This is a genomic window from Tabrizicola sp., from assembly GCF_041913445.1.
Classification (GTDB): domain Bacteria; phylum Pseudomonadota; class Alphaproteobacteria; order Rhodobacterales; family Rhodobacteraceae; genus Tabrizicola.
The window spans coordinates 1-18873 of sequence record NZ_JAYSFG010000035.1 but is presented as its reverse complement, the minus strand read 5'-3'; the positions used below and the strand labels follow the sequence as shown (position 1 = coordinate 18873).

Sequence of the window (18873 nt, the reverse complement as noted above, 5' to 3'; positions counted from 1 at the left end):
TCCTCTTCACCTGGTGGTTCCAGTCGATGGGCATCACCGCAGGCCCCCTGCCCACCGCGCTTCTGGCGCTGCCTATCGGCATCCTGGTCACCATCGCCATGGTGCTGGCCACCGACCGCGTCGTCTACCGCTTCTACCGCAAGCAGCGGGCGAAACCGATCATCGTCGTCATCGTCTCGACCGGGGTGATGTTCGTGATGAACGGCCTTGTGCGCCTGATCATCGGCACCTCGGAACAGAACTTCACCGACGGCGCGCGGATGATGCTGAACCCGCAGGACTTCAAGGCCTGGACCGGCCTGGCCGAGCCCCTGGCGATCAAGACGACGGCGGCGATCTCGGTCATCGCGGCGGTGATCTGCTGCGCGGCTCTCTTCTGGTTCCTGCAGAAGACCCGCACCGGCAAGTCGATGCGCGCCTATTCCGACAACGAGGACCTCGCACTTCTGTCCGGCATCAACCCCGAGCGCGTGGTGATGATCACCTGGATCCTTGCCGGGGCGCTCGCCTGCATCGCGGGGACGCTCTACGGCCTCGACAAGTCCTACCGCGGGATCGTCTACTTCAGCCTTCTGATGCCGATGTTCGCGGCCGCCGTCGTGGGGGGTCTCGGCTCGCCTCTCGGCGCGGTGGTCGGCAGCTTCATCGTGGCGTTCTCCGAGCTGATCGTCACCAATGCCTGGCGCAAGATCTTCAGCTATCTCGTCCCGCCCGAATGGCTGGGCGATGGGCTCTACCAGGCGCTCTCGACCGACTACAAGGTGGCGGTCAGCTTCACCATCCTGATCCTCGTGCTCCTTTTCCGCCCGCAGGGCATCTTCGGAGGCAAGTGACATGGCGATCCATCGCAATATCTGGCTTTTCGCGGGCGTGGCGCTGCTGTTCATCCTGACCGGCGTGTTTCAAAGCTGGAACCTGTCGCTGAACATCCTGAACCTCGCCCTTCTGTCGGCGATCATGGCGATCGGCGTGAACATCCAGTGGGGCTATGCGGGCCTCTTCTCGACCGGCATCGTCGGTTCGGTCGCGCTTGGCGGGCTGGCCGTCGTGCTGGTCTCGGCCAAGCCCGTGCCTGCCGGCTGGGCCGCGGGCGGGCCGCAGATCGTCGAGGCGCTTGGCTTCGCCGTCATCGCCATCGGTTTCGCGACCTGGTTGTATCGGAAGCTGAAGCCGGGGACGAGCCGGGCGCTTGCGCTGGCGCTCTACCTCGTCGTGGCCTTCTTCATCTACCGGCTGCTCCTTGACCCCGGCGTCGTCGCGGTCGAAGCGAACAACCCTGCCCAGGACGGCAACATCGGCGGTCTTGGCCTGAACTCCCTCTGGGCCTGGCCGGTCGGTGCGCTGATGGCCGCCGCCGCAGCATGGATCATCGGCAAGATCGCCCTTGGCCTGCGCGAGGACTACCTGGCCATCGCGACCCTTGGCATCGCCGAGATCATCGTCACCGTCCTGCGGAACGAGGATTGGCTGGCGCGCGGGGTGAAGAACCTGATCGACCTGCCCCGCCCCTGGCCGGTGCCCTACGAAGTCGACCTGCAGGTCAACCCGAGCTTTCTTGAGACCGCGCAAAGCATCGGCGCCGATCCGGTCACGGCCTCGACGATCTTCGTAAAGCTGCTTTACGCGGGCATGTTCGGGATCGTCCTGGCGCTGCTCGTCTGGGGCTGCGAACGGGCGCTGAACAGCCCCTGGGGCCGCACGGTGCGCGCCATCCGCGACAACGAGATCTCGGCCGCCGCGATGGGCAAAGACGTGAAGTTCCGCCACCTGCAGATCTTCATCATCGGCTCGGCCGTGGTGGGGCTTGCCGGGGCCATGCTGACCTCGATGGAGGGCCAGCTGACCCCGCCGTCCTACCTGCCCCTGCGCTTCACCTTCCTGATCTGGGTGATGGTCATCGTCGGCGGGTCCGGCAATAACTGGGGCTCGATCCTGGGCGGCCTGCTGATCGGCTGGCTCTACCTGGCCGTCGAATTCCTTGGCCCGCAGGTCATGAGCGCCATCACGGCTGGCCTGCCCGCGGGCGACCTGAAGGACCACCTGCAGGACACGGCCGCGCACATGCGTCTTCTGACCCTGGGCGTCGTCCTTCTGCTGGTGATGCGCTTCGCCCCGCGCGGGTTGATCCCCGAGAAGTAAGTCCAACGCGGCCCGGCAGGCGACTGTCTGGCCGCGACATTCTTTGTCGCAAATCCTCATGCCTTCCGGTTCCCGCCCCGTCATGGTGCGGCAAAACCGGATAAGGCGGGGAGACTTGCAATGAAGACCCATGCGCGCGTGGTGGTGATCGGTGGCGGCGTCGTCGGCTGCTCGGTGCTCTATCACCTGACCAAGCTTGGCTGGTCGGACGTCATGCTGATCGAGCGGTCGGAGCTGACCTCGGGCTCCACCTGGCACGCGGCGGGCGGGTTCCACACGATCAACGGCGACACCAACATGGCGGCGCTGCAGGGCTACACGATCCGGCTTTACAAGGAGCTGGAGGCGATCACCGGCATGTCCTGCGGCCTTCACCACGTGGGCGGCGTGACGCTGGCCGACAACGAAGCGCGGTTCGAGATGCTGAAGGCCGAACGCGCCAAGCATCGCTACATGGGGCTGGACACCGAGATCCTGACCCCGGCCGAAATCACCAAGCTGACCGACGGTCTGGTGGACGTGAAGGGCGTCCTGGGCGGGCTTTATGATCCGCTCGACGGCCACCTCGACCCCTCGGGTACCACGCACGCCTATGCCAAGGCCGCGCGGATGGGCGGGGCGGAGATCGTGCTGCACAACCGCGTGCTGGAGACCCGGCCCACCAAGGAGGGCTGGGAGGTCGTCACCGAAAAGGGCACCGTCACCTGCGAGCATCTGGTGAACGCAGGCGGCCTTTGGGCGCGGGAGATCGGGGCAATGGCGGGTGTCTACCTGCCATTGTTGCCAATGGCGCACCAATACATCGTCACCGACGACATCCCCGAGATCATGGATATCCTCGGCCAGGGCCGTGAGTTCCCGCATGTGATGGACCCGGGCGGCGAGTTCTACCTCCGCCAGGAAGGCCGCGGCATGTGCATCGGCTTCTATGAAAAGCCCTGCGAACCCTGGGCCGTGGACGGCACGCCTTGGAACTTCGGGCATGAGCTTCTGAACGAACAGTTCGACAAGATCGAGGACAGCGTCAACTTCGCCTACCGGCGCATCCCGGTGCTGGAACGGTCGGGCGTCAAGCGCGTGATCCACGGGCCTTTCACCTTTGCCCCCGACGGCAACCCGCTGATCGGGCCCGTTCCGGGCCTGCGCAACTACTGGTCGGCCTGCGCGGTCATGGCGGGCTTCTCCCAGGGCGGCGGCATGGGTCTGGCACTGGCGCAATGGATGATCCACGGCGAGGTCGAGCGCGACCCGCGCGGCTTCGACGTGGCGCGGTTCGGCAACTGGACCTCGCCCGGCTACACCGTGCCGAAGGTCATCGAAAACTATCAGATGCGCTTCAGCGTCTCTTATCCGAACGAGGAACGCCCCGCCGCCCGCCCCTTCCGCACCACGCCGATGTACGAGGTCTTTGACGGCATGAACGCCGTCTGGGGCGCGCAGTACGGGCTGGAGGTGGTGAACTACCACGCCCTGCCCGGTGAGCCGCGCTACGAGGAGCCGACCTTCAAACGCTCGAATGCCTGGGAGGCAACGCGGCAGGAAGTCCTGGCGGTGCGCGAAGGCGTCGGCATCAACGAGGTGCAGAACTTCGGCAAGTACCTGGTCAAGGGTGCCGGCGCGCGGGCCTGGCTTGACCGGATCATGGCGGGGCGTATTCCCCAGCCGGGGCGGCTGTCGCTGACGCCGATGCTGGCCGAAAGCGGCAAGATCATCGGCGACTTCACCGTGTCCTGTCTGTCGGAGACCGAGTTCCAACTGACCGCCAGCTACGGCGCGCAGGGCTGGCACCAGCGCTGGTTCGAGCAACATGCAGAACCGGGCGTAACCGTCGAGAATATCTCGGATTCCCGCTCGGGCTTCCAGATCGCCGGACCCAAGGCGCGCGAGCTTCTGGCCCGCGTCACCCGATCGGATGTCAGTGCTGAGGCGTTCAAGTTCATGGACGTCAAGCGGATGACCGTCGGCATGGCCAACTGCATCGTCCAGCGCGTCAGCTACACGGCCGACCTCGGGTACGAGATCTTCACCGACCACATGTCGGTCCGCCACCTGTGGGACGTGCTCAACGCCGCGGGCAAGGACCTCGGGCTGCGCCCCTTCGGGATGCGTGCGATGATGTCGCTGCGGCTGGACAAGTGGTTCGGCTCCTGGGGCCGCGAGTTCAGCCCGGACTACACCCCCGCCGAGACCGGCCTTGACCGCTTCATCAGCTGGAACAAGCCCGCCGACTGGATCGGCAAGGCGGCAGCGATGAAGGAGAAGGCCGAAGGTCCGAAGCGCAAGCTGGTGCCGATCGTCGTCGACGCGAAGGATGCCGACGTGGTGGCCTGGGAGCCGATCTGGCTGGACGGCAACGTGGTCGGCTGGTGCACCAGCGGTGGCTACAGCCACTGGACCGGCAGGTCGGTGGCCCAGGGGTTCATCCCCGCCGACCGGGTGCAGGACGGGTTGGAGCTGGAGGTCGAGATCCTGGGCGAGCGCCGCAAGGCCCGCGTCCATCTCGCGCCGCTGTGGGACGACGGCGGCCGGATGCGTGCTTGACCTAGCGTCACGCGGCGCTTGACAGCCGGTCGGGTTCGGATGGACGCTTTCGTCATGCGTCCCGTGGTCCACATCCTGGTCCTGGCGGCCGGTGCCTCGTCGCGGATGCGGGGCGCCGACAAACTTTTGCAGCCGGTCAAGGGGAGGCCGATCCTGCGGCTGGTGGCGGAAACCGCGCTTGGAACCGGCGCCCCGGTCCTGGTCACCCTGCCCCCGGCGGCCGCAGCGCGGCGGGCGGCGGTGGAGGACCTGCCGGTCCGGCTGGTCGATGTGCCCGATGCCGCCCAGGGCATGTCCCGGTCCATCCTGCGGGGTCTGTCGGCCGTGGCCGAGCCTGGCCCCGAGGACGGGCTGATGATCCTGCCGGCGGATATGCCGGGCTTCTCGGCCAAGGCGCTGGCCGACCTCATTTCGCGCTTCCGGGCCGAGCCAGACCTCATCTGGCGCGGTGGCGCCATGGACGGGACGCCAGGCCATCCGGCGATCTTTCCGCGCGATCTCTGGCCCGAGCTGGGCGCGATCACCGGCGATGAGGGGGGCCGGTCCGTCCTGAAGCGCCACCAGGACCGGGTGCGCCAGGTGCCCCTGCCCGGAGCCATGGCCACGCTCGATCTCGACACGCCCGAGGACTGGGCCGCCTACCGGGGGGAAAAACCCCCGTCAGCCTGAGAGCAGCACCCGCGCCTCATGCGCCTTCAGCGACAGGCGGGCGGCGGGATAGGCGTCGTCGTCGGTTTGAAGCTCGGGGAACAGCGCCAGCACCTCGGCCCGCGCCGCCGCTTCCATTGCGTTCAACGTGCGTTCGGCCGGCTGGAAGCTTTCCGTCCAGATCCCGTCGGACAGCACGATCTCGTGTCGGTCGAAGAGGATATGGACGTAGGTCACGCCCTCTGCCGGCAGAGCGCGCGTGACCCCGGGCAGACCGACCAGATGCTTTGAAGGGACCAGGACCTCGCTTACGCCGAAAGACATCTCGGCGCGCGCGCCCTCGATCAAGAGCCGGTGCTGGGGCGAAAGCATCATGGCGCGATCGGGACCAATGTCGCCCAGGGCGCCCGCGGCAAACCGCACCGGCTGCAGATCGGGAGAGACGCGCATCTCGTCCAAAGTGACGGTCCGAGAGCCAACCCAGCGCAGGGGCTGCTGCCCGTTGTCGCGCGTCACCACCAGGTCGCCGGCCTTCAGCTCCTCGACCGCCACGGGGCCCGTCGCCGTCAGGATCCTGGTGCCCGCCGTGAAGCAGACGATGATCAGGTTCTCGATCTCGGTGAAGGTCAGGACCCCGATGACCGTCGTGCCATCGGCGGCGAGGAAGGTGATGGTGCCGTTCTCGTCGTTCAGCGGGTCATAGGTCAGTTCGATCCGTGTCCAGCCGAAGCCGGTGATGTCGACGCTGAGAGTGTCGTTGTCCGAGGAGGTTCCCGCCCCGCTGCCGCCATCGACGGATTCGCTGCCGAGGACATCCCCGAAAACGGCAAGGACTTCGTCCCGATCGTCCCCGCCGAAGATCGTGTCGGCGCCGGTCCCGCCGGTAAGCCGGTCATTGCCCGAGCCACCAGAGATGACGTCGCTGTCCTCGTCGCCGAAGAGTGTGTCCTGGCCGGTACCGCCGTAGATCAGGTCCGCGCCAGTGCCCCCATAGGCCAGGTCGCTGCCCGCGTTGCCGTCCAGCCGGTCGATGCCGGCACCGCCGTAAAGGACATCAAGCCCGTCCCCGCCGTCCAGCAGGTCATTGTCGGCACCGCCATAAAGCTGGTCGTTGCCCAGGTCGCCCTGAAGGGTGTCGTTCCCGCCCTCGCCATAAAGCGTGTCCTGGTCGCCCCCTCCGAACAGCTGGTCGCCCTCGTCCCCCCCGTAGAGGCTGTCGTTGCCGCCGCCGCCGAACAGCGTATCCACGCCCAACCCGCCATAAAGCAGGTCCGCGTTGTCGCCGCCCAGAAGACTGTCGCCCCCGTCCTCGCCATAGAGCGTGTCGTTACCTGCGTCGCCGTTCAGGACGTCCAGCCCAGTTCCGCCGAAGACGACGTCGTTGCCGAGGCCGGCGAACACCGTGTCGTTGCCGGCCCCGGCCCGGATTCGGTCGTCATTCAGGCTTGTCGTGACAAGACCGTCATTGTTGTCGATGCGGTCGCTGCCAAGGCTGACCGGCTCGACATAGCTGGCGTTGATCAGATCATTGCCGGCCGTGCCGTCCACGATGCCGTCATCCCAGCCAATCACCTGACGGTCGGCACCAAGGTTGGTGTTCGTGAAGAGGAGCGCGGTGTTGAAGGTGATCGACTGGATGGGTTTGGCCTCGTAGGCGGCCGTGTCGGCAATCGCCTCCGTGGACAAGGGCAGGAGTTCGGGGGCCAGGAACAGGTCGCCGTTGGTCGTCTGCACCAGCACGGCCGAGACGGTCGCCGTGGTTCCGTCGACATAGGTGACCGTCGCACTGTAGACCACCAGCCCGTCATAGGTCAGCGTGACGTTGACGCCGCCGACAGTCGTCGCGATCTGGTCGTTGCTGGCCGAGTTGTTCGTGTCCAGCGTGTTCGCTTCACCGCCGCGGTCGATCGTGGTGGCCTGCACCCGGTTGAGGTAGATCGGGCTCCCGGAGGTTCCGAACGTCTGCCCGGCAAAGGCGTTCGGGTTCTCCATGCTGGCGTTGCCTTCGGTCGGGTCGACGAAGGTCGTGCTGTTGCCGAGGTAGATCCAGTTGAATGTCGTCGCCATGGGTCAGCGCCCCCGGCCAAGCGCAGCCGGTCGCTCACCGACCTCCCAGGCCGGAACCTCGCAAAAGGCTTTACACCCTCTCAAGCGCAACTTGCCCGCCATCCTGCCTGTCCCCCTGTCGCGGCAGAAGCATATAAGACCATCTTGTCCGATTTAGGACCAGACGAGCTTTGCGCCATTATCCTGGCGTCACTATACGTTCTGCTGCAAACACTCTCGCGCTTAGCACTTTTCGGGCCGTATCGCACAATCCTTGATCTGGACCCAAGGAAAATGTGCCCTAGACTGCCGCCTCGGCGACCATCGGCCCTTCCGCGATGAAGCGGCTCTGCCCGTAGGCTGCACGGCCGGCCTCAGTTTTCAGCTCGGGGAAGATCTCGAAGATCTCCAGCCGCTGCGCGTTGCCGATCCCCTTCAGTGAGGTGTCCTCGGGGTGGAAGGTTTCGGTCCAGACACCATTGCTCAGCACCACTTCGTGTCGGTCGCACATGAAGTGGATGTAGGTCGTGCCGCTGGATTGCACGGTGTGGACACCCTGAGCCGCCAAATGCTTGGCCGCGACCAGGACCTCGCGTTCGGCAAAGCGCACCGAGGTGCGGTTGTTCGCCACCAGGACCCGGTGGTTGGGCGACACCATCATGTCCCGCTCGGGCAGGCCCTTGCCCAGCGAACCCTGCTGGATGAAGACGGGCAGAAGATGTGGATCGGCCTGGAAGTCGTGCAGGAACATCTGGGTCTTGCCGACCCAGCGCACGGTCTGGATGCCGTTGTCGCGGGTGACCACCTTGTCACCGGCCGACAGGAACTCGACCGGCATCTCGCCCCGCTGCGTGGTGATGAGCGTTCCGGGCGTGAAACAGGGCGTGCAGCGCTGGGGCGTCTGGGAAATTGGATTGTCCAAAGTCATTTCTTCACACTCTTTCGGTCTGGCCGTCATCCGTCCGACATGAAGTCCCGCGCAAAAGGACTATCGAACCTCTCTTTGGGATAGTCCTGCCAGCCCGGCGATGGGAAGGGAAAAGTTCTTTGTAAAACAATGACACCCCGGCAGAATTCAGCCGATGGGTGAGCTGTGGCGCAGGCGCCGGGCGGAGGTCCGTCAACAGGCCGCGACAGGACCACCGAAGGCTTTGTCCTAAGCGGCTTGGACGACTGGTCTTTCAATCGTGAGGTGTATGGTTCGGGTCGTTTCAACCATGAAATGGTCACACGCCCTGCGTGTAGGATCACAGTTTTGACATCGCACGCTTCGCCGGGTTCGGCCCACGAAAGTGTTTCCGCAGCTTGCGCAAAGTCTGCGGTCGGCGATCACTGGCCTCGATCCACGAAAGGATCAGCCGAAGGGGGCGGACCGGCCGGCGAATCATGTGAAGGGAGGGTGGTGCCCGAGGCGAGACTCGAACTCGCAAACCTTGCGGCGGAGGATTTTGAATCCCCTGCGTCTACCATTCCGCCACTCGGGCCACCCTGCGCCGGTCTACCGCCTCGCCCCGGCGCCGTCAACGCATCACAGATCGTCCGTCGCGAAGGTGTCACAGTCGGCAAGCTGGCCGGACTGGAGGCCGACCATGAACCAGCGCGACCGCTGTTCCGAGGTCCCGTGGGTGAAGGTGTGCGGCATCGGGCGCTGGCCCGCGTTGCGCTGGAGCGTGTCGTCGCCGATCTGCCGGGCCGCGTTCACCGCCTCTTCGAGGTCACCGCGTTCGATGGTGCCCAGCGTCTGCGCCGCCTCGCGCGCCCAGATGCCGGAGAGGCAGTCGGCCTGCAGCTCGATCCGCACCGAGATTGCGTTCGATTCCTCCTGGCTGACCTGCTGGCGGATGCGGGTCGTCTCCTCGAGGATCCCCAGCTCGTTCTGGATATGGTGGCCGATCTCGTGAGCGACGACGTAGGCGGCCGCGAAGTCGCCCGAGGCGCCGAGGCGGCGGTGCATGGTGGTGAAGAAGGCGGTGTCGAGGTAGACCTTGCGGTCAATCGGGCAGTAGAACGGTCCCGTCGCCTCGGACGCGCCGCCGCAGGCCGAGCGGGTGCCCTCCTTGAACAGGACCAGCGTTGCGGGGCGGTATTGCCGGCCAAGTTGTTCCTGGAACACGCTGGCCCAGATTTCCTCGGTATCGGCCAGGACGACCGAGACGAATTCGCCCTCCTGTCGGTCCTCTTCGGTCAGCTCGACCGGGGCGGAGGAGGAGATGTCGCCCCCCATCCCGCCGGGGCCGAGAAGCTGGCTGGGATCCACGCCGAGAAACATGGCGAGGAGAAAGACGATCACCGCCCCAGCCCCGCCGATGCCGCCGACCCGGGCCGCCCCGCCGCCACCCATCCGGCGGCGATCCTCGATGTTGCTCGACCCCCTGCGTCCGCGCCACTGCATCCCGTCACCCACTCTGTTCCGGGCTGCCCACGCGTGGACACCTTGCCCGGACTTGCAAAATCAATGCCTTGGCCATGGGCATTCACGATTCCTTAACCCGCGCCCTGCCCCGGACCTGCGAAATCCTATCCGCGCCGCGGCCGCATCGGAAGCCGGAATGAGAACCCGGCCCCAGCGATTTCGGTTCCCCTTCCCCTTCCCGCGTCCCGGGCCTATGGTCGCGGCGTCATCGCAGTACCCGAGAGAGACCATGTTCCAGTCCAGCCGCTCCCTGATCCTTCTGGCCACCCTCGGCTCGGTGGGCCTGCTGGGCGGGGCCTTCGCCTTCCAGTACATTGGCGGCCTGGCGCCCTGTCAGCTGTGCCTTTGGCAGCGCTGGCCGCATGCGGCGGCGATCCTGATCGGGGTCGTGGCGCTTCTCACCGGCTGGCGCGGCCTCGCCTGGCTGGGCGCGCTGGCGGCACTGGCGACGGCAGGGATCGGCGTCTTTCACGTGGGCGTCGAGCAGCTGTGGTGGGAGGGCCTTGCCTCCTGCACCGCCGGGTCGATCGAGGGGATCTCCACCGCCGACCTCTTGGACCCCACAAAGGACGTGGCGGCCGTGGTGCGCTGCGACGAGATCGCCTGGCAGATGCTGGGGATCTCGATGGCTGGCTGGAACGCGATCCTGTCGGTGATCCTGGCCGGTATCTGGGTCAAGGCGGCACGGACGGCCTGACGCCCTTAGCGCGGCTGCCGCTTCCAGGCCGCCGTAAGGTCAGGGCGTGGTCTTCATCGGCTCGCTGAAAAGCCGCGCGTGTTCCTGGATGGCGAAGCGGTCGGTCATACCAGCAACGTAGTCGGCAACCACGCGGGCGAGTTCCGTTTCGTCCGTAGCCGCCTGCACGTCGCCCTGCCATTCCGGCGGCAAGAGCTCGGGCTGCTTCAGGAACAGCGGGAAAAGGTCGTCCACCATCCGCGTGACCTCGGCCCGGACCGCCATGACGCTTGGCGCGCGGTACATGCGGTGGAAGAGGAAGCTGCGGACGGCCTTCAACTCCTGATAAAGCGGCTTCGAGAAGCGGATGACGGTGGTGCCCATGTGGCGGATGTCGTCAACCGACTTCGGCTGCGCCGAAGTGAGGCGGTTCTGCGCGACGGCGATCACATCCTCGACCATCCGTCCGAAGACACGGCGCAGGGCCTCATGGCGACGGCGCATCCTTTCGAGGCCGGGATAGAGCCGGTCCACCTCCTCGAAGGCCGGGCCGGTGACCGGAAGCTCCATCAGGTCGTCCTCGGTGAAGAGGCCGGAGCGGAGGCCGTCGTGCAGGTCATGGTGCGAGTAGGCCACGTCGTCGGCGATGGCGGCCACCTGCGCCTCGGCCGAGGCGTGGGTGTCGAGTTCCAGGTCCCACTGAGCATTCACCTCGGCCAGCGCATAGGGAAGCGGACCGTCGTGCTTCTTGTCGGCGTTGGGGCCGGTCACCGGACCGTTGTGTTTGGCAATGCCTTCAAGGGTTTCCCAGGACAAGTTCAACCCGTCGAAATCCGCGTAGTGGCGTTCCAGTTTGGTCACGATGCGCAGCGCCTGGGCATTGTGGTCGAAACCGCCGTAGGGGGCCATCAGCCGCTCCATCGCGTCCTCGCCCGTGTGGCCGAAGGGCGTGTGGCCCAGGTCATGCGCGAGCGCCACGGCCTCCGCCAGGTCGGTGTTCAGACCCAGCACCCCGGCGATGGTTCGGGCGACCTGGGCGACCTCGATCGTGTGGGTCAGGCGGGTGCGGTAGTAATCGCCCTCGTGCTCGACGAAAACTTGCGTCTTGTGCTTCAGCCGCCGGAAAGCCGAGGAATGGATGATCCGGTCGCGGTCGCGCTGGTAGGGCGACCGGAAAGAGGACAACCGCTCGGGCCAAAGACGCCCACGGCTGGCGTCGGGTTGGCAGGCGAAGGGCTGAAGCATCTGGCTGTCCTTGTGAGGCGCGGTCGCGTTTCATATATTTGCCGGAGCCGCCGAAGGATACGGGAACAGTCATGGAACTGACGCTGCCGCCGAAAGTCACCGACCGGGCCTTTGCCAGGCTGGCCGAGATTGCCGAAGCCATGGGCGAAGTGAAGCCCCTGCGCGTGGCGGTCGATGGCGGCGGCTGTTCGGGCTTCCAGTATTCGATCACGCTGGACGAGCCCGCTGCGGATGACCTGGTGCTGGAGAAGGACGGCCAGAAGGTCGTCGTCGACCAGGTGAGCCTGCCCTTCCTGTCGAACGCGGTGATCGATTTCACCGACGAGCTGATCGGTGCCCGTTTCGTGGTCGAAAACCCGAACGCCAAGACAAGCTGCGGCTGCGGAACGAGTTTTTCGCTCTGACCCCTCTCGCCGCGCTGCCGCGTCGCGCTAGCTGATGCGGCAGCGGACGGTTGAGGGACAATCCATGCGCATACTGATGCTCGGCTCGGCGCCGATGGCGGCTGAAGCTGCGGCCTGGCCGCGGCAACCGTTCGACATGGTGCTGGCGATCAACAACGCCTGGCGGATCCGGTCGGACTGGGACGTGGCGATTCACCCGTATGATTTTCCAGCGGACCGGCAGGCCGTGGCCGGGCCGGGCCAGCGGATCGTGACGGAGACGGAGTTCGTGCCGGCCCAGAACGAATACGGCGGGTTTGTCTACGCTGGCGCAACAATGGCCTTTACGGCGGCGTATTGGGCTCTGCATGACCTGAAGCCGTCAGTGATCGCGGTCTATGGCTGCGACATGCATTACCCGAAGTCGGGGCCGACGCATTTCTACGGCGCCGGGACGCCCGATCCCCTGCGGCCGGATGTGACGTTGCGGAGCCTGGAGGCCAAGGCGGCGCGGCTGATGTTGCTCGCGGCGCGGCAGGGCTGCGCGATGGTGAACCTGTCGACGGGGCCGTCGCGGCTGGTCTTTCCGCGCGTGACCCAGGCGGGTGTAGACGGGGCCGTCCCTTTCGCGGGGGATGCGGAACGCGTGGATGCGGCCCTGCGGATGGAATCCGAGCTGGGCTATGTCGTCCCCTCGGGCCGATACTGGGAGGAGCCAGGGCGGTTCGACCTCGCGGCGCTGGACCGGCTGGATGCGCTGTGGCTGGCGGCCTCGGCGCTGCCCCTGCGCCAGACGGGTTGAGCCTTCGCGCCCGGGGGCCTAGGGTTACCGGGTGGAGGACCCTGGGATGAAGCTCGCGACGTTCAACATCAACGGGATCAAGGCGCGGATCGAGGCCTTGAAGGCGTGGCTCGAACAGTCCGCGCCGGACGTGGTCTGCCTGCAGGAGATCAAGTCGGTGGATGAGGGGTTTCCCCGGGCGGAGATCGAGGCCTTGGGCTACCGGGTCGAGACGCATGGGCAGAAGGGGTTCAACGGGGTGGCGATCCTGTCGAAGCTGCCTTTGAGCGACATTCGGCGGGGGTTGCCGGGGGACCCCGAGGACGAACAGGCTCGGTGGATCGAGGCGGTGGTGGATGCCGGGCGACCCGTGCGGGTCTGCGGGCTCTACCTGCCGAACGGCAACCCGGCGCCGGGGCCGAAGTATGACTACAAGCTCGCCTGGATGGCGCGGATGGAGGCACGGGTCAGGGAGCTGCTCGCGGCGGAGGAGCCGTTCCTGTGCCTCGGGGACTACAATGTGATCCCGCAGGACGTGGATGCGGCGAAGCCGGAGGTCTGGGTCAATGACGCGCTGTTCCTGCCGGAGAGCCGGGCGGCGTTCCGGAGGCTGGCGAACCTGGGGCTGACGGATGCGGTCCGGGTGCGGGACCCGGCGCCGGGGGTCTACACCTTCTGGGACTACCAGGCCGGGGCCTGGGAGCGCAACAACGGGATCCGGATCGACCATGTGATGTGCTCGCCCCAGGCCGCCGACCGGCTGGAGGCGGCGGGGATCGACAAGGCGGTCAGGGGCGGGGACAAGCCCTCGGACCACGTGCCGGTCTGGGTAGAGATCGCGGCCTGACGGGACCTGTCCACGGTGGACATTTTCCGTTCTTTCTTCGTTATCAAGGCATTGGGCGTGGACGTTAGGGAATTGGAAAGCATTCCCGGCGGCGGTCCTTTGGGCCGGCTTCCGTCAAATTGAGCGCCTGCGGCGCAAGCCTTTTGTCTCGCCTCTGGCCTGCGGCCAACCGGCTCGGGCGTCGGGGGCGCTTCGCCCCCCGAACCCCCCGAGGATATTTGGACAAATGTGAAAGGATCAGGGGTGTGGACCGGCACGGGGAGTGCGGATCGGACATCAGGCCACGGTCTGCGTCACGTCATGGCCGTAAAGCCAGTCGAAGCGGCTGAGCATGATGCCGGGGGAGACGCGACCCAGAAGGCGTAGGCCGGTGTGGCCGATCATCCGTGGCAGGCCGGAAAGGTGGTAAGCGCGGGCATTGGCGTTTGCCGCAGCGACGATGCGGGAGGTCCGGGGTTTGCGGTAAGCCTCGAAAGCGGCCAGTGCGGCGGCGGGGGTGTCGTGGCGGGCAAGGCTGTCGGCGAGAACCCAGGCATCCTCGAGTCCCATCGACGCGCCCTGGGCCAGGAAGGGCAGCGTCGGGTGGGCGGCGTCGCCCAGGATTGCCACCCCGCCCTGCCCCATGGGTTTGACCCAGGTCTGCGCGACCGTGTGGCGGAAGAGGCCCCAGAGCCAAGGGTCCTCGACCCTCTCAAGCCAGCCGCGGACGCGGGGTGAGAAGCCTTCGAAGGCGAGCCGCAGGTCCATGCTGTCGTCGCGCAGCGTCCAGCTTTCCTCGGCCCATTTCTGCCGTTCCTCGACGGCGACGATGTTGCGCAGCCTGCCGCCGCGGAGCGGGTAACTGACGAGGTGGCGGGACGGGCCCATATGGACCTCGGCCACCGGGGCGGCACCGGGTTCGCAGGGGATCACGGCGCGCCAGGCGACCTGGTGGGTGAAGAAAGGCGTTTCGGGGCCGTTCAGCGCGGCGCGGGTTCTGGAATGAAGGCCGTCCGCTCCGATGAGGAGCGGGGTTTCGATCCGCTCTCCGGTTGCCAGCGTCACGGCAGGACGGGTTCCGGCAACTTCCACGCTTTCGATCCGGGACAGAAGGCGGAGGGTCACGCCAGCCTCTTCCGCCGCCTTGAAGAGGAGCGCGATCAGGTCGGCGCGGTGCAGGAAATGGTAACCCTGGTCGGGACGAAGCTGCGCGAGGTCAAGACGGGTCACCGGGTCGCCCGTCGGGCCGTCGACCAGCTGCACGGCTTCGGCGCGTGTCGATGCGGCATCGAGCGCGTCCTGCAACCCGAGCGCGCGGAGGACGCAGGCCCCGTTGGGCGAGATCTGCAGGCCGGCGCCCACCTCGCGGATGGCGTCGGCCTGTTCCAGGACCGTGACCTGCGCCCCGCGCAGCGCCAGCGCCCGGGCGGCGGCAAGGCCCGCAACCCCGGCCCCGATGATGGTGACGGGCTGGCCGATCAGCGTCATTCCGGGAACTCCTGATATTGCGGCAGGTCGTCGGTGATCTGGTGCCAGGGGGCCTTGGAACCGACGAAGATATGCGCCGAGGTCCGGATGGATGGCGCGTCGATCAGCGTGCCCATCGTGACATGGACCCATTGGCCGTCGCGGACTACGGAATAGAGGAGCGAGCCGCAAGCCGCGCAATGGGTGTTGTTGGTCTGGTCGTCGCCGTAAACCATCAGCCGGTCTGCGCCCTTTGTCAGCGAAAGCCGGTCGCGCGGGATGCCCGCGAAGGGCTTGAAGGCCGACCCAGTGGTGCGGCGGCAGTTCCCGCAATGGCAGTTCAGCGCATAGTCGAAGGCGTCATCGACCGTGTATCCGACGGCTCCGCAATAGCAGCCGCCGGTCAGTCGCTTTTCAGACGGGCTGGACAAGGCCGAGCCCTCCCCTGGGGACGTCAGTCGTCGCGATGGACCTTTTCGCGGCGTTCGTGCTTTTCCTGCGCTTCCAGCGTCATCGTGGCGATGGGGCGGGCATCGAGGCGTTTGAGGCTGATCGGCTCGCCCGACACTTCGCAATAGCCGAATTCGCCGTTCTCGATCCGGCGCAGCGCCGCGTCGATCTTGGCGACCAGCTTGCGCTGGCGGTCGCGGGTACGCAGTTCCAGCGCGCGGTCGGTCTCCTCGGAGGCGCGGTCGGCGATGTCGGGGACGTTGCGGGCGCTGTCCTGCAGGCTGTCGATGGTTTCCGCGGACTGGTCCAGCAGCTCCTGCTTCCAGCCCAGAAGCTTGCGGCGGAAATATTCCAGCTGGCGGTCGTTCATGAACGGCTCGTCCTCGGCGGGACGATAATCATCGGGGAGGAAAACCTCGGCCTTCATCGAAACACTCTCCTTCGCGCCGGATGCCTCCGACAGGTTGGCTTCTGTCATCGACGCGCTCCTGTTGGCGGGGCATGTATCCCAACCCTTGGCGATTGTCACTAGCGGTTGCGACATTTTCTGGGCACAGGTAGGGTTTGTGAAAGCCCGCCCGTCAGGATGTTGTAATTGCCATGAAATTCGCCACGACAAGCACCTATGTCGCCTCCGAGGACCTGGCGCTGGCGGTGAACGCGGCGGTCACGTTGCAGCGTCCCCTGCTGGTGAAGGGCGAGCCAGGGACCGGCAAGACCGAGCTGGCGCGGCAGGTGGCGATGTCGCTTGGATTGCCCCTGATTGAGTGGCACGTGAAGTCCACAACCAAGGCGCAGCAGGGGCTATACGAATACGATGCCGTCAGCCGGCTGCGCGACAGCCAGCTTGGCGACGCGCGGGTGCACGAGGTGCGCAACTACATCCGGAGGGGCAAGCTCTGGCAGGCCTTCGAGGCCGAGGGGCGCGTTGTCCTTCTGATCGACGAAATCGACAAGGCCGACATCGAGTTTCCGAACGACCTTCTGCAGGAACTCGACCGTATGGAGTTCCATGTCTACGAGACCGGAGAGACGGTGCGCGCGAAGCATCGGCCGGTGGTCATCATCACCTCGAACAACGAGAAGGAGCTGCCGGACGCCTTCCTGCGGCGCTGCTTCTTCCACTACATCCGCTTCCCGGATGCCGAGGTTCTGGCGGCGATCGTCCGGGTGCATTTCCCCGACATCAAGGACCAGCTTCTGTCGGCGGCGCTGACCCAGTTCTACGAAATCCGCGAGGTGCCGGGGCTGAAGAAGAAGCCGTCGACCTCCGAGGTGCTGGACTGGCTGCGGCTGCTTCTGGCCGAGGACCTGGCGCCCGAGGACTTGCGCAAGGACGCGAGGTCGGCGCTGCCGAAGCTGCACGGGGCGCTTTTGAAGAACGAGCAGGATGTGCAGCTGTTCGAGCGGCTGGCCTTCATGGCGCGCGGGCAGCGCTAGCGTCGAAGCCTTGCCCCCGAATCAGTTTCGGGTCGCTGGGGCCGATTGCCGTGGTTGGAATGTCCGATTTGTAACAATCCGTGAACCGGCTGGATACATCCTGCGCCGATCCGCACTTCAACCGCGAGCAGTAGTGACAGGAAAATTCGCGGTTTTTCCGGAATTGACTTACAGGGGTGGCGGGCGGGACACTTTGCCCTGCCCCAGCTGCCCGGGGTCTGCTGCCCGACGGACCGATCCATGCGTCTGCCCCTGATGATCGCCGCGCTTTGTGCGGTCTCGGCCTGTGCCCCTCCGGCACAGGTGTCGATGAACCGCCCGGCCGCAGAGGTGGGTGTCGGTTTCGGCACGCCCGGCGGGTTGCGGCTGGCGGCGGCTCCGGCGACCGGCGGGTCGCTGGTCCGCGATTTCATGGACCTGACCTTCGCGATGGAAAGCGGCCGGGGGCTGGAGCGGTTCAGCCGGTTCGAGGGGCCTGTCACCGTCGCCATGACGGGGACGGTGCCGCCCACGGCGCCGCGCGACCTGGGGGTGCTGATCGGGCGGCTCCAGTCCGAGGCCGGGATCGACATCCGTCCCGCGACCGGGCCCGCGACGATCACGGTGGAATTCGCCAGCCGGTCCGACCTGCGCCGCCTGGCCCCGACCGCGGCCTGCTTCGTGGTACCGAACGTGGGCTCGCTGGCGGAATACCGGCGCAAGCGGGGGTCGGATGCGGTGGACTGGGCGCTTGTCACCCGGCGCGAGCGGGCGGCGATCTTCATCCCCTCGGACACGAGCCCGCAGGAGGTGCGCGACTGCCTGCACGAGGAACTGGCCCAGGCGCTGGGGCCGCTGAACGACCTTTACCGGCTGCCCGACAGCGTCTTCAACGACGACAATTTCCATTCCGTGCTGACCAGCTTCGACATGGAGATCCTGCGCCTGACCTACTCGCCCGCGCTTGCCTCGGGGATGACGCGGGACGAGGTGGCGGTGCGAGTGGGTGCGGCCGGGGGAGAGCGGGCCGGCAACCCGGTCGACTGGACACGGGCCATCGAGACCTCGCTGGGCCGAAGCGGATCGGTCGCCGCGCGGAAGGCCGCGGCAGAGCGGGCGCTCGCCATCGCGCTGTCCGAAGGGTGGCGGGACAGCCGTCTGGCCTTCAGCTGGTTCGCCGTCGGGCGGCTGGCGGCCGGGAGCGACCCGGCCCGGGCTCTTGAAGCGTTCAACCGCGCCGGCGCGATCTATGCCGCCCTGCCCGGGGGCGAGTTGCAGCTGGCCCATGTCGACATGCAGATGGCGGCGATGGCCCTGGCCGGGGGGCTGGCCGAGGAGGCCGCGCGCCTTGCGGACCGGGCCCTTCCGGTGGTGGAGCGGCACCAGAATTACGCGCTGATGGCGACGCTGATGCTGATCAAGGCCGAGGCGCTGGAGGCGCTTGGCAACCCCGCGGCTGCGGCGGCGCTGCGCATGGACAGTGCCGGTCCCGCGCGCTATGGCTTCGGCCCTGACAAGGTGGTCGAGGCCCGGATGCGCGACATCGCGGCCGTGGCGGACCGGGCAGACAAGGGCTGAGGGGGCGACGGGCGCCCCGGAAATGGGGCGGCATGTTCGTGATCGGGGGCTTTCTTCTGGGCGCAGTCGGCGGTGGGCTTAGGGCCAGGGCGCGCGGCGGCAAGATCGCGGACATCCTGCAATATGCCTTCGTCCACGGGTTGATCTTCGCGCTGATGGGCCTTTTCGTCACCATCTACCTTGACCGAATGATGCGCGGATGACCGGGGCGGGCGCGGGGGGGTCGCAATCTCCGCATCGGAGCCGGCGGCGGCTCCGGCC

General features: G+C 66.6%; 18 protein-coding genes and 1 tRNA gene. 11 read left to right on the top strand and 8 right to left on the bottom strand.

Features of this window, described 5'->3' with window-relative positions; translation table 11 throughout:
* The 4 genes from ACE3Q6_RS21290 to ACE3Q6_RS21275 all read left to right on the top strand — a co-directional run.
* Nucleotides 1–833: branched-chain amino acid ABC transporter permease (locus ACE3Q6_RS21290; protein ID WP_374436883.1), on the top strand; the 833-nt coding region annotated here is incomplete at its 5' end.
* Nucleotides 834–840: 7 nt separating this feature from the next.
* The gene (locus ACE3Q6_RS21285; RefSeq protein WP_374436892.1) at nucleotides 841–2139 is read left to right on the top strand and encodes a branched-chain amino acid ABC transporter permease; all 1299 of its coding nucleotides are present in this window, start codon (nucleotides 841–843) and stop codon (nucleotides 2137–2139) included.
* A 120-nt stretch (nucleotides 2140–2259) separates the two neighbouring features.
* Nucleotides 2260–4680 (top strand): FAD-dependent oxidoreductase, encoded by a 2421-nt coding sequence (locus tag ACE3Q6_RS21280; protein ID WP_374436880.1) that lies wholly within the window; start codon nucleotides 2260–2262, stop codon nucleotides 4678–4680.
* Between the two features lie 39 nt (nucleotides 4681–4719).
* A complete protein-coding gene (locus ACE3Q6_RS21275) occupies nucleotides 4720–5349 on the top strand; it encodes an NTP transferase domain-containing protein (protein ID WP_374436878.1) in 630 nt (209 codons plus the stop codon).
* Here the strand turns inward: ACE3Q6_RS21275 and ACE3Q6_RS21270 are convergent.
* The 4 genes from ACE3Q6_RS21270 to ACE3Q6_RS21255 all read right to left on the bottom strand — a co-directional run bounded on the left by ACE3Q6_RS21270 (nucleotide 5341) and on the right by ACE3Q6_RS21255 (nucleotide 9766).
* A complete protein-coding gene (locus ACE3Q6_RS21270; protein ID WP_374436876.1) occupies nucleotides 5341–7395 on the bottom strand; it encodes a Hint domain-containing protein in 2055 nt (684 codons plus the stop codon). The two genes, ACE3Q6_RS21275 and ACE3Q6_RS21270, sit on opposite strands and share 9 nt — an antisense overlap.
* A gap of 280 nt (nucleotides 7396–7675) precedes the next feature.
* The gene (locus tag ACE3Q6_RS21265) at nucleotides 7676–8302 is read right to left on the bottom strand and encodes a Hint domain-containing protein (RefSeq protein ID WP_374436873.1); all 627 of its coding nucleotides are present in this window, start codon (nucleotides 8300–8302) and stop codon (nucleotides 7676–7678) included.
* A gap of 472 nt (nucleotides 8303–8774) precedes the next feature.
* Nucleotides 8775–8858: transfer RNA gene (locus tag ACE3Q6_RS21260), tRNA-Leu, on the bottom strand.
* Nucleotides 8859–8902: 44 nt separating this feature from the next.
* Nucleotides 8903–9766 carry a neutral zinc metallopeptidase gene (locus ACE3Q6_RS21255; protein ID WP_374436871.1) on the bottom strand — a complete coding sequence of 288 codons (864 nt, stop codon included), beginning with the start codon at nucleotides 9764–9766 and terminating at the stop codon, nucleotides 8903–8905.
* 250 nt (nucleotides 9767–10016) lie between these two features.
* Here ACE3Q6_RS21255 and ACE3Q6_RS21250 point away from each other — a divergent pair, with 250 nt between their 5' ends.
* Complete coding sequence (locus tag ACE3Q6_RS21250) at nucleotides 10017–10484, top strand: disulfide bond formation protein B (RefSeq protein ID WP_374436868.1); 468 nt, start codon at nucleotides 10017–10019, stop codon at nucleotides 10482–10484.
* Nucleotides 10485–10523: 39 nt separating this feature from the next.
* Here ACE3Q6_RS21250 and ACE3Q6_RS21245 read toward each other — a convergent pair whose 3' ends face one another.
* A complete protein-coding gene (locus ACE3Q6_RS21245) occupies nucleotides 10524–11708 on the bottom strand; it encodes a deoxyguanosinetriphosphate triphosphohydrolase (RefSeq protein WP_374436866.1) in 1185 nt (394 codons plus the stop codon).
* Nucleotides 11709–11785: 77 nt separating this feature from the next.
* Here ACE3Q6_RS21245 and ACE3Q6_RS21240 point away from each other — a divergent pair, with 77 nt between their 5' ends.
* The 3 genes from ACE3Q6_RS21240 to xth all read left to right on the top strand — a co-directional run bounded on the left by ACE3Q6_RS21240 (nucleotide 11786) and on the right by xth (nucleotide 13719).
* Nucleotides 11786–12112: a HesB/IscA family protein gene (locus tag ACE3Q6_RS21240; RefSeq protein ID WP_374436890.1), complete on the top strand. Its 327-nt coding sequence runs from the start codon at nucleotides 11786–11788 to the stop codon at nucleotides 12110–12112.
* A gap of 64 nt (nucleotides 12113–12176) precedes the next feature.
* On the top strand, nucleotides 12177–12893 hold the full coding sequence (locus tag ACE3Q6_RS21235; protein WP_374436865.1) for a hypothetical protein: 717 nt from the start codon (nucleotides 12177–12179) through the stop codon (nucleotides 12891–12893).
* A gap of 46 nt (nucleotides 12894–12939) precedes the next feature.
* A complete protein-coding gene (gene xth / locus ACE3Q6_RS21230) occupies nucleotides 12940–13719 on the top strand; it encodes an exodeoxyribonuclease III (protein ID WP_374436863.1) in 780 nt (259 codons plus the stop codon).
* Nucleotides 13720–13995: 276 nt separating this feature from the next.
* Here xth and ACE3Q6_RS21225 read toward each other — a convergent pair whose 3' ends face one another.
* Genes ACE3Q6_RS21225 through dksA form a run of 3 tightly spaced genes read right to left on the bottom strand, consistent with a single transcriptional unit; the run spans nucleotide 13996 to nucleotide 16042 of the window.
* A complete protein-coding gene (locus tag ACE3Q6_RS21225) occupies nucleotides 13996–15186 on the bottom strand; it encodes an FAD-dependent oxidoreductase (protein WP_374436861.1) in 1191 nt (396 codons plus the stop codon).
* The gene (locus ACE3Q6_RS21220) at nucleotides 15183–15596 is read right to left on the bottom strand and encodes a GFA family protein (protein WP_374436859.1); all 414 of its coding nucleotides are present in this window, start codon (nucleotides 15594–15596) and stop codon (nucleotides 15183–15185) included. Before ACE3Q6_RS21220 ends, ACE3Q6_RS21225 begins: the two co-directional genes overlap by 4 nt.
* Before the next feature lie 23 nt (nucleotides 15597–15619).
* Entirely contained in the window at nucleotides 15620–16042 is a 423-nt protein-coding gene (dksA, locus tag ACE3Q6_RS21215; protein ID WP_374436887.1) for an RNA polymerase-binding protein DksA, read from the bottom strand.
* 173 nt (nucleotides 16043–16215) lie between these two features.
* Between dksA and ACE3Q6_RS21210 the strand changes: the two genes are divergently transcribed.
* The 3 genes from ACE3Q6_RS21210 (at nucleotide 16216) to ACE3Q6_RS21200 (ending at nucleotide 18815) form a co-directional block, all read left to right on the top strand.
* Nucleotides 16216–17055 carry an AAA family ATPase gene (locus ACE3Q6_RS21210; RefSeq protein ID WP_374436857.1) on the top strand — a complete coding sequence of 280 codons (840 nt, stop codon included), beginning with the start codon at nucleotides 16216–16218 and terminating at the stop codon, nucleotides 17053–17055.
* A gap of 240 nt (nucleotides 17056–17295) precedes the next feature.
* On the top strand, nucleotides 17296–18612 hold the full coding sequence (locus ACE3Q6_RS21205; protein ID WP_374436855.1) for a DUF2927 domain-containing protein: 1317 nt from the start codon (nucleotides 17296–17298) through the stop codon (nucleotides 18610–18612).
* Between the two features lie 32 nt (nucleotides 18613–18644).
* Nucleotides 18645–18815, top strand: a complete 171-nt coding sequence (locus ACE3Q6_RS21200) for a hypothetical protein (protein WP_374436853.1) — start codon at nucleotides 18645–18647, stop codon at nucleotides 18813–18815.
* Nucleotides 18816–18873 lie beyond the last annotated feature (58 nt).